The sequence below is a fragment of the Nocardiopsis sp. TNDT3 genome (genome assembly GCF_003427465.1).
GTDB classification, from domain to species: Bacteria; Actinomycetota; Actinomycetes; order Streptosporangiales; family Streptosporangiaceae; genus Nocardiopsis; species Nocardiopsis dassonvillei.
On sequence record NZ_QPFC01000159.1, the window covers coordinates 1 to 8,680 of the forward strand.

Here is an 8,680-nt window from a genome sequence, read left to right on the forward strand (position 1 = left end):
GCGCCCCGCAGCCCCCCGCGCCCAAGCGGCCCCGGCGCGGCGTCCCGGTGTGGATGGCGCTGTCGGGCATGCTCGTCGTCGCGCTCATCGCCGGAGGCGCCGGCGGTGTCGCGGGCAACCTCCTCGACGGCTCCTCCACTGACGAGGCCGCGCAGGAGGAGGGTCCGGTCATGAACGAGCCGCCGCCCGAGGCCCCCCGGCGCGACCCCGACACCATCGCCGGTGTGGCCCAGCGGGTCAGCCCGAGCGTGGTGTTCATCCACAGCGCCGATCCCACCATCCCGAGCAGCGGCTCCGGGTTCGTCATCGACGGGAACTACGTGGTGACCAACGACCACGTCTCCGCCGGTCTGGAGGCGGACGGCATCGTCGTGGAGTACAGCGACGGCAGCCTCTCCAGCGCCTCCGTGGTCGGCTCCGACCCCAGCTCCGACCTCGCGGTGCTGTCGCTGGACGACCCGATCGACGTCGAGCCGCTCCAGTTCGGCGACTCCGAGCAGGTCATCGTCGGTGACGAGGTGATCGCCATCGGCGCGCCCCTGGGCCTGTCCGGAACCGTCACGCAGGGCATCATCAGCGCCGTCAACCGCCCGGTCAGCTCCGGCGAGGGCGAGAACGCCAGCCGCTTCTACGCGCTCCAGACCGACGCCGCCATCAACCCGGGCAACTCCGGCGGCCCGCTGGTGGACCTGGAGGGCCGGGTCATCGGGGTCAACTCGATGATCGTCACCATGAGCTCCATGGGGGAGCCCACGGGCAACATCGGCCTGGGCTTCGCGATCCCGTCGGTGGAGGCCGAACGCGTCGTGAACCGCCTCGTCGAGTACGGCGAGACCAGCTACGCCGACATCGGGGCCGAGATCGACCTGGACAGTCCGGTCGCGGGCGCGGTCATCGCCGACGGCGGGGGCGCGGTGGAGAGCGGCGGCCCGGCCGACGAGGCGGGGCTGGAGCCGGGCGACGTCATCCTCTCCCTGGACGGGCGCCCGGTGAACTCGGGCCAGGAGCTGCTCGCCATGCTGCGCAGCCGCAGCCCGGGCGAGGAGGTCGAGGTCGAGTACGACCGCGACGGCCGACGCGACACCGTCACGGTCACGCTGGGCTCGTCGGACTGACCGGCACGACCGCCCCGGACACACGCGAGGCCCCCGAGCACGGAGCTCGGGGGCCTCGTCGCCGTTCGGGGCCGCGAGCCCCGTACGAGGTGTCGTCCGGGAGCGCCGGACACGGGCCGCGGCGAAGAGCCGGGTCCGGGGAGGCGCCGCCTAGCGGCCCGCCGGGGAGATGCCCAGCTGCATACCGGCCAGTCCGCGGGGTTTGCCGACCAGGGTCTCGGCGATCGAGGCGATCACCTTGCTGGCCTCGGCCTCGGGCTCGGTCAGCACCAGGGGCTTGCCCTCGTCGCCGCCCTCGCGCAGGCGGGTGTCCAGCGGCACCTGGCCCAGCAGCGGGATGTCGGTGCCCAGCGTCCGGGTGAGGGCGTCGGCGACCGTGCGCCCGCCGCCCTCGCCGAACAGGTGGATCGGCTCCCCGCCGTCCGGCGGCAGGTAGTACGACATGTTCTCGATCACGCCGGCGATCCGCTGGTGGGTCTGGGCGGTGATGGCGCCCGCGCGCTCGGCGACCTCGGCGGCGGCCTGCTGCGGGGTGGTCACCACGAGCAGCTCGGCGTTGGGCAGCAGCTGCGCGGTGGAGATGGCGATGTCGCCGGTGCCCGGGGGCAGGTCCATCAGCAGCACGTCCAGGTCGCCCCAGAACACGTCTGACAGGAACTGCTGGAGGGCGCGGTGCAGCATCGGGCCCCGCCACACCACCGGCTGGTTGCCCTGCGTGAACATGCCGACCGAGATGACCTTGATGTCATGCGCGGTGGGCGGCAGGATCATGTCCTCGACCTTGGTCGGGAAGTCCGACGCGCCGAGCATGCGGGGCACCGAGTGGCCGTAGATGTCGGCGTCCACGACGCCCACCTTGTGGCCCTGGGCGGCCATGGCCGCGGCCAGGTTCACGGTGACGGAGGACTTGCCGACACCGCCCTTGCCGGAGGCGACGGCGAAGACGCGGGTGAGCGAGTTCGGCTTGGCGAAGGGGATCTCCTTCTCCGCCTGGCCGCCGCGCAGCTTGGTCTGGAGTTCCTTGCGCTGCTCGTCGCTCATCACGTCGAGCTCGACGCGCACGGAGGTGACCCCGGCGACCTTGGTCACCGCGGCGGTCACGTCCTTCTCGATACGGCCCTTCATCGGGCATCCGGCCACCGTGAGGTAGACGCCGACGCTCACGGCACCGTCGTCGGCGACGTCGACGCTCTTGACCATGCCGAGATCGGTGATGGGGCGGTGGATCTCCGGGTCTTGCACCGTGGCCAGGGCTTTGTGCACCTGCTCGGTGGATGGTGTGGAGGACATGTGCTCAATCGTAGGTCAGCGGGACGGGACGGCGGCCTGCCGGATCGCTCCCGCGGGCCACCTCGTTCAACGAGGGAGCCGCGCCGCGCATTCCTCCTCCCCGCGGGCCCGTGCCGCGCGCCGCCGCCGAGGCGGCGCACCGAGGGCACCGCGGAAGGGGCCGGGGAGAAAGGTGTGAGGGATGTCGCGGAGGAGAGGGGAGCGGAGAGGGCGTCGTCCGGCGCCGTGCGCACCACCCTGTGCGTGCCGTGACCAGGCGATAACGGCGTGGCCTTAACGCTGGCAATACATGCCCGGATAGTAGTCTCGGCCCACGATGGGAAATGTGCCGCCACCGCCTGGTTCGTCCTGGCCCGCCGCGCCCGAGGGGCCGGAGGGGCGGACTGTCGGGGCCTACACGCAGGAGCAGACCTGGGCGGATCCTCCCGGAGGGGGGAGGCTGACGCCGCCCGGGGGCTACGCCGTGGCCGCCACCGACCCGGACGTGTGGGCCTGGCCGCCGCCGAGGCCGGTGCGCAGGAACCACTTCGCCCGCGCGGAACTCCCCGCGGACGAGTCCTACCACAGGCTGGGCCGCACGTCCCGCTTCCGCTGGTGGTTCACGCCGCTCACCCTGGCCGTCCTCGCGGTGCTGCTCTTCTTCCTGTGGATAGCCGTCATCCTGTCGGTGACGATCGTGGCGATCATCAACGGCAGCGGACTGGCCCCGGACTCGGTCACCCTGAGCGTGATCGCCGAGATGGCCTTCGGGCTCCTGTCGTCGGCGCTGTTCATCCCCATCGTCCTCTTCCTGGTCCGCGTCGTGCAGTGGCGCCGGACCGGCTCCCTGTTCTCCGTCGAGGGACGGCTGCGCTGGGGGTGGCTGGCCCGCTGCACGGCGGTGGCGGTCGTCCCGGTCGCCCTGTGCGTCGTGGCCTTCCTGCCGCTGGCCGAACTCCTCCAGCCCGACCTGGTGCCCCGCGAGGCCTCCGGCGGAACCGAGGTGTTCGCCGCGGCGATGACCGCCATCGTGCTGCTGGTGCCGTTGCAGTCGGCGGCCGAGGAGCTGACCCTGCGCGGCATGCTCATGCAGCTGGTGGGCGCGCTCGGCGCCCGTCCCGACGAGCGGCGCGGCCGGTCGGCGGTCTCGCGGGTCCTGCGCTCCCCGGGTCCGGCCATCCTGGCCAGCGGAACCCTGTTCGCGGCGCTGTACCTGGCCACGCACCCGGGCGACCCCTGGACGACCGCGGCGCTCGCGGTGATGGGGCTGGGGATGTCCTGGCTGACCTGGCGCACCGGCGGTCTGGAGGCGGCGATCAGCCTGCACGTGGTCAACAGCCTCGTGCAGTTCACGCTGTGCGTGTTCGAGGGCCGCATGGAGCAGATCGGCACGGGGGTCATGGTCGGCTCCGGCCTGCCCCTGGGCGCGGGTACGCCGCTGGTGCTGGTGCTGACCCTGATCCAGGTGGGGCTGTACGTGCTGGCGGTGGTGTGGCTGGCGGGCCGCCGCGGGGTGCGGCGCAGGAGCGCGGCCGCCGTCCGTTAGAGCTCGTCGGCTCCGGGCCCGGCGACCGGCTCGCCCGGGGGGTTCTCCGCGGGCTCGCGGACCGTGCCGCCGTCCCGCTCGGGGAAGACCCACGTGCGGTAGGAGAAGAACCGGAAGAGCGTGCCCAGGCCCACCCCGACCACGTTGCCCGCGATGTTGCTCGCGAGCGGGCCGTCGAACCCCAGCACGTACACCGAGAACCCCAGGCAGGCCAGCTGGAGGAGCATCCCGACGCCGTTCATCAGCAGGAACAGCGCGGTCTCGCGGCCGTAGCCGGTCCGGGCCCGGTCGCCGAAGGTCCAGAACCGGTTGCCCACGAAGGCCACCGCGATCGAGCACAGCGTCCCGATCACCTGCCCCGTGAGCGGGCCCGCCCCGGCCGCGCTCCACAGCAGGTTGGTCGTCCCCAGCTGGACCACGTAGGCCACGGCGCCCACGGAGCCGAACTTGCCCACCTCCCGGACGAGCTTGGCGATCCCGGGATGGCGGGAGAGGAAGTCGCGCACGTTCTGCGCCTCCGGTCCTGTGGTCGGGGTGGTCGGATCCGCCTCCGCGCGGACCGGTCCCGGCCGGGCCGCCGACCAGGGGCGGAGGGGGCCCGGGACCGCCGCGTCCGCACGCCCTAGACTCTAGCCGGGGGTCGCACCAGGACCCCGGCCGCGGGTTCCGAGCCGATCCGGCCAGGTCCCGCCGCGCGGGGCCGTCCCGTCACCGCGGTTGACGAGCAGCATGTGAGTTGAGGAACTGTGAGCGAGCGTAACCGCACCGTCCCGCGCGTGGGAATGGTGGGAGGGGGCCAACTCTCCCGGATGACCCACCAGGCGGGCATCGCCCTGGGGGTCGACTTCTCGGTCCTGGCGTCCAGCCCCACCGACAGCGCCGCGCTGGTGTGCGGTGACGTCTCCCTGGGCGACGACCGCGGCCTCGACGACGTCCTGGCCTTCGCCAAGGCCCACGACGTGGTCACCTTCGACCACGAGCACGTGCCCGAGCCCGTCCTGCGCGCGGTCGAGGAGGCCGGGGGCCTGCTGCGCCCCGGCCGCGACGCGCTGCGCTTCGCCCAGGACAAACTGCGCATGCGCACCCGTATGGCCGAGCTGGGCGCGCCCTCGCCGCGCTGGCGTGCCGTCACCACCCTGGAGCACGTCACGGCCTTCGCCGGGGAGACCGGGTGGCCGGTCGTGCTCAAGGCGGCCCGCGGCGGCTACGACGGCAAGGGCGTGTGGGTCGTCGGTGACGCCGACGAGGCCCGCGGGGTCGTGGACCGCGCCGCCGCCGAGGAGGTGCCGCTCCTGGTCGAGGAGAAGGTGGACTTCTCGCGCGAGCTGGCCGTGCAGGTCGCCCGCTCCCCGCACGGGCAGGTCGCGGTCTACCCGGTCGTGGAGACCGTGCAGCGCGGCGGCATCTGCCACGAGGTGATCGCCCCCGCCCCGGACCTGTCCGAGGACAAGGCCACCCACGCCCAGCAGCTGGCCATCGAGATCGCCCAGGCGCTGGACGTGACCGGGGTCCTGGCCGTGGAGCTGTTCGAGACCGCCGACGGCGTGGTCGTCAACGAGCTGGCCATGCGCCCGCACAACTCCGGCCACTGGAGCATCGAGGGCGCGCGCACCTCCCAGTTCGAGCAGCACCTGAGGGCCGTGCTGAACCTGCCGCTGGGCTCGCCGCGCACCAACGCGCCCTACACCGTCATGGCCAACCTGCTGGGCGGCGAGGACCCCGAGGTCTACCGCCGCTACCTGCACGTGATGGCGAAGGACCCCGAGGTGAAGGTGCACTTCTACGGCAAGGACGTGCGTCCGGGCCGCAAGATCGGGCACGTCACCGTGATGGGTGAGGACTACCGTGACCTGCTGGCGCGCGCGCGAGACGCCGCCGCCTACCTGCGAGGAGACGAACAGTGACCGACAGCGCCAACGGGCGGGACGCGAGGGGCCCCGTGGTGGGCATCGTGATGGGCTCGGACTCCGACTGGCCGGTGATGCGTGAGGCGGCCGAGGCCCTGCGCGAGTTCGACGTCCCCTTCGAGGCCGACGTGGTCTCGGCGCACCGCATGCCGCACGAGATGGTCTCCTACGGAGCCGAGGCCGCCGGCCGCGGCCTGAAGGTGATCATCGCCGGCGCGGGAGGGGCGGCGCACCTGCCGGGCATGCTGGCCTCGGTGACCACCCTGCCGGTGGTGGGCGTCCCGGTGCCGCTCAAGTACCTCGACGGCATGGACTCGCTGCTGTCCATCGTGCAGATGCCCGCCGGGGTGCCGGTGGCGACCGTGGCCGTGGGCGCGGCCCGCAACGCGGGTCTGCTGGCGGTGCGGATGCTGGCCGCGGGCGACCCCGCGCTCACCGAGCGCATGGCCCGCTTCCAGGAGGAGCTGAAGGAGCAGGCCCACGCCAAGGGCGAGCGGCTGCGCCGCGAGGTGGAGAACGGGGGCAGGCCCACCGGCTTCGGCCGCTAGCCCGCCGACGCCCGAACGGCCCCGGTACCCGTCACGGGTGCCGGGGCCCTCGCGTGTCCGCTCAGCCCTCGGAGGGCAGGAGGAGGCGCAGGCCCTCGACGGCCTGCTCCACGGTCGGCAGCGCTTCCGGGTCGATGAGGTACTGGATGAGGTAGCCGGTGACGAAGTTGTAGGCCATGGAACCCAGACCGGCCTCGACGGCCGGGTCGACCTCCCCGGGCTCCAGGTCGAGCAGGAGCGCGGCCAGCCCCCGGCGGGCGCCCCTGAGGCCCTCGGCCAGCACGGCGCGGACACCGTCGTCGAACTGGGCCTGCGCGTAGGCCTGGACACTGGCGACGAGCAGGTCGCGCTCCTCGGGCAGGGTCCGGAAGAGCGAGTCGAGCAGGACGCGCAGCCTGTCGGCCGGGGCCTCGGCGCGTGAGGCGCTGACGGCGGCCCCGAAGGTGTCGCCCCACTCCCCGGTCGCCTCGATCACGGCCGTGTTCATGAGGTTGTCCTTGGACCCGAAGTGGTACCCGATGGAGGCCAGGTGCGCTCCGGAGGCGGCGGCGATGTCGCGCGCCGTGGTCTTGCTGTAGCCCTTCTCCACCAGGCACTTCCTGGCGCCCGCCAGCAGGTCTTCGCGTTGGCTCATGACCGCGATCCTAGCATCTGGACGTACGTACATATTGACACCTGATTTTGACGTACGTACGATCACGGCCATGAACCCTCGACGCGCCACCGCCCGCACCTGGGCCGGACTGGCCCTCCTACTGATCCCGGCACTGCTGGTGTCCATGGACATCTCGGTGCTCTTCGTCGCCGCGCCCGCCATCACCGAGGCGCTGCGACCCACGTCCGCGCAGTGGCTGTGGATGATGGACGTCTACGGCTTCGTGCTCGCCGGACTGCTCGTCACCATGGGAAGCCTGGGCGACCGGATCGGCCGCAGGCGCCTGCTGCTCACCGGCGGGGTGCTCTTCGGCGCCGCGTCCGTGCTGCTGGCGCTGGCGCCCTCGCCGGAGCTGTTCATCGCCGGGCGGGCCCTGCTGGGCGTGGCAGGGGCGACCCTGGCGCCCTCCACGCTCTCCCTGGTCCGGGACATGTTCACCGACCCCCGCCAGCGCGGCGCCGCGGTCGGGGCCTGGACCGTCGCCTTCACCGGCGGCGCCGTCGCCGGGCCGATCCTCGGCGGACTGCTCCTGGAGTTCTTCTGGTGGGGCTCGGCCTTCCTCGTCAACCTGCCGTTCATGGTCGTGCTGGTGGCCGCCGCACCCCTGCTCGTGCCCGAGTCGCGCGACCCGGAGGCCTCCGGCTTCGACCTGCCGGGCGCGGGCCTCTCGCTCGCGGCCGTCCTGGGCCTGGTCTACGGCGCCAAGCGCCTGGCCGAGCACGGGGCCGACCCCCACGCCCTCACCGCCCTGGCGGCCGGAGCGGCGCTCCTGGCTCTGTTCGTGCTCCGGCAGCGCCGTGCCGCGCACCCGCTGATGGACCTCTCGCTCCTCGCCCGCCCCGCTTTCACCGCCGCGATCATCGGCAACCTGGCCCTGTCCTTCGCCGTCGGGGGGATGGGGCTCCTGACCTTCACCTTCCTCCAGACCGTGCACGGCCTGAGCCCGCTCCACGCCGCCCTGTGGGCGCTGCCCACGATCCTGGGCACCGTCCTGGGCGCGGTCCTGGCCGGCTCGCTCGCGCCCCGGGCCAGACCCGGCGTGCTCATGGCGGCGGGGCTGGCCCTCAGCGCGGCGGGGTTCGCGGTCGTGGGCCTGGTGGACGCCGACACCCGCCTGGCGGTGTTCCTCGGCGGCTACACCCTGCTGACCCTCGGGGCCGGCGTCGTCGGAACCCTGGCCAACACCCTGGTCCTGGCCACGGCCCCCCGGGAGCGCGCCGGGGCCGCCGCGGGGATCTCCGAGACCAGCACCGAGTTCGGCACCGCCCTGGGCATCGCGGTCCTGGGCACCGCCGCAGGCGCCGTCTACCGCACCTCCGTGGCGGACGCGCTGCCCTCGGTGGACGGGGCCGCGGCCGAGACCGTCACCGGAGCCCTGGCCGCCGCCCCCCGAGCACAGGACCCCGGGGCCCTGCTCGACGCGGCCTTCGACGCCTACACGGCCGGGGTCAACACCGCCGCCCTCACCGGCGCGGGCGTGCTGGCCGCGGTCGCGCTCCTGGTCGCCGTCGCGCTGCGGAGGCTGCCCCCCGCGACCGGCGGGGAGCCCGGCGCACCGGCCCCGGCCGGGGGAGTCCCGGCCCGTCCGTGACCGGACCGCCCTGCGCGCCGACCGCCGTTCCCCGCGGGGCCGCACCGGT

8 protein-coding genes are annotated in these 8,680 nt (G+C 73.4%); 5 read left to right on the forward strand and 3 right to left on the reverse strand.

The window, feature by feature from the left end; genetic code table 11:
• The coding region (locus tag DQW06_RS04390; RefSeq protein WP_232832954.1) for a S1C family serine protease at positions 1-1,115 on the forward strand (1,115 nt) is incomplete at its 5' end.
• Between the two features lie 150 nt (positions 1,116-1,265).
• On the opposite strand, the gene DQW06_RS04395 is transcribed toward DQW06_RS04390, so the two are convergent.
• Complete coding sequence (locus DQW06_RS04395) at positions 1,266-2,405, reverse strand: Mrp/NBP35 family ATP-binding protein (RefSeq protein ID WP_013154891.1); 1,140 nt, start codon at positions 2,403-2,405, stop codon at positions 1,266-1,268.
• 463 nt (positions 2,406-2,868) lie between these two features.
• On the opposite strand from DQW06_RS04395, the gene DQW06_RS04400 reads away from it, so the two are divergent.
• The gene (locus tag DQW06_RS04400) at positions 2,869-3,930 is read left to right on the forward strand and encodes a CPBP family intramembrane glutamic endopeptidase (RefSeq protein WP_197724894.1); all 1,062 of its coding nucleotides are present in this window, start codon (positions 2,869-2,871) and stop codon (positions 3,928-3,930) included.
• Here DQW06_RS04400 and DQW06_RS04405 read toward each other — a convergent pair.
• Positions 3,927-4,436 carry a GtrA family protein gene (locus DQW06_RS04405; protein WP_013154889.1) on the reverse strand — a complete coding sequence of 170 codons (510 nt, stop codon included), beginning with the start codon at positions 4,434-4,436 and terminating at the stop codon, positions 3,927-3,929. The two genes, DQW06_RS04400 and DQW06_RS04405, sit on opposite strands and share 4 nt — an antisense overlap.
• Positions 4,437-4,676: 240 nt before the next feature.
• On the opposite strand from DQW06_RS04405, the gene DQW06_RS04410 reads away from it, so the two are divergent.
• Together DQW06_RS04410 and purE are read left to right on the forward strand one after the other, a co-directional pair.
• Positions 4,677-5,834, forward strand: coding sequence for a 5-(carboxyamino)imidazole ribonucleotide synthase (locus DQW06_RS04410; RefSeq protein ID WP_117198003.1), 1,158 nt, complete (start codon positions 4,677-4,679; stop codon positions 5,832-5,834).
• A complete protein-coding gene (gene purE / locus DQW06_RS04415) occupies positions 5,831-6,385 on the forward strand; it encodes a 5-(carboxyamino)imidazole ribonucleotide mutase (RefSeq protein WP_013154887.1) in 555 nt (184 codons plus the stop codon). Before DQW06_RS04410 ends, purE begins: the two co-directional genes overlap by 4 nt.
• Positions 6,386-6,446: 61 nt before the next feature.
• Here purE and DQW06_RS04420 read toward each other — a convergent pair whose 3' ends face one another.
• Positions 6,447-7,019 carry a TetR/AcrR family transcriptional regulator gene (locus DQW06_RS04420; protein ID WP_013154886.1) on the reverse strand — a complete coding sequence of 191 codons (573 nt, stop codon included), beginning with the start codon at positions 7,017-7,019 and terminating at the stop codon, positions 6,447-6,449.
• Positions 7,020-7,089: 70 nt separating this feature from the next.
• Here DQW06_RS04420 and DQW06_RS04425 point away from each other — a divergent pair, with 70 nt between their 5' ends.
• Positions 7,090-8,631 (forward strand): MFS transporter, encoded by a 1,542-nt coding sequence (locus tag DQW06_RS04425; protein ID WP_013154885.1) that lies wholly within the window; start codon positions 7,090-7,092, stop codon positions 8,629-8,631.
• Positions 8,632-8,680: the final 49 nt, after the last annotated feature.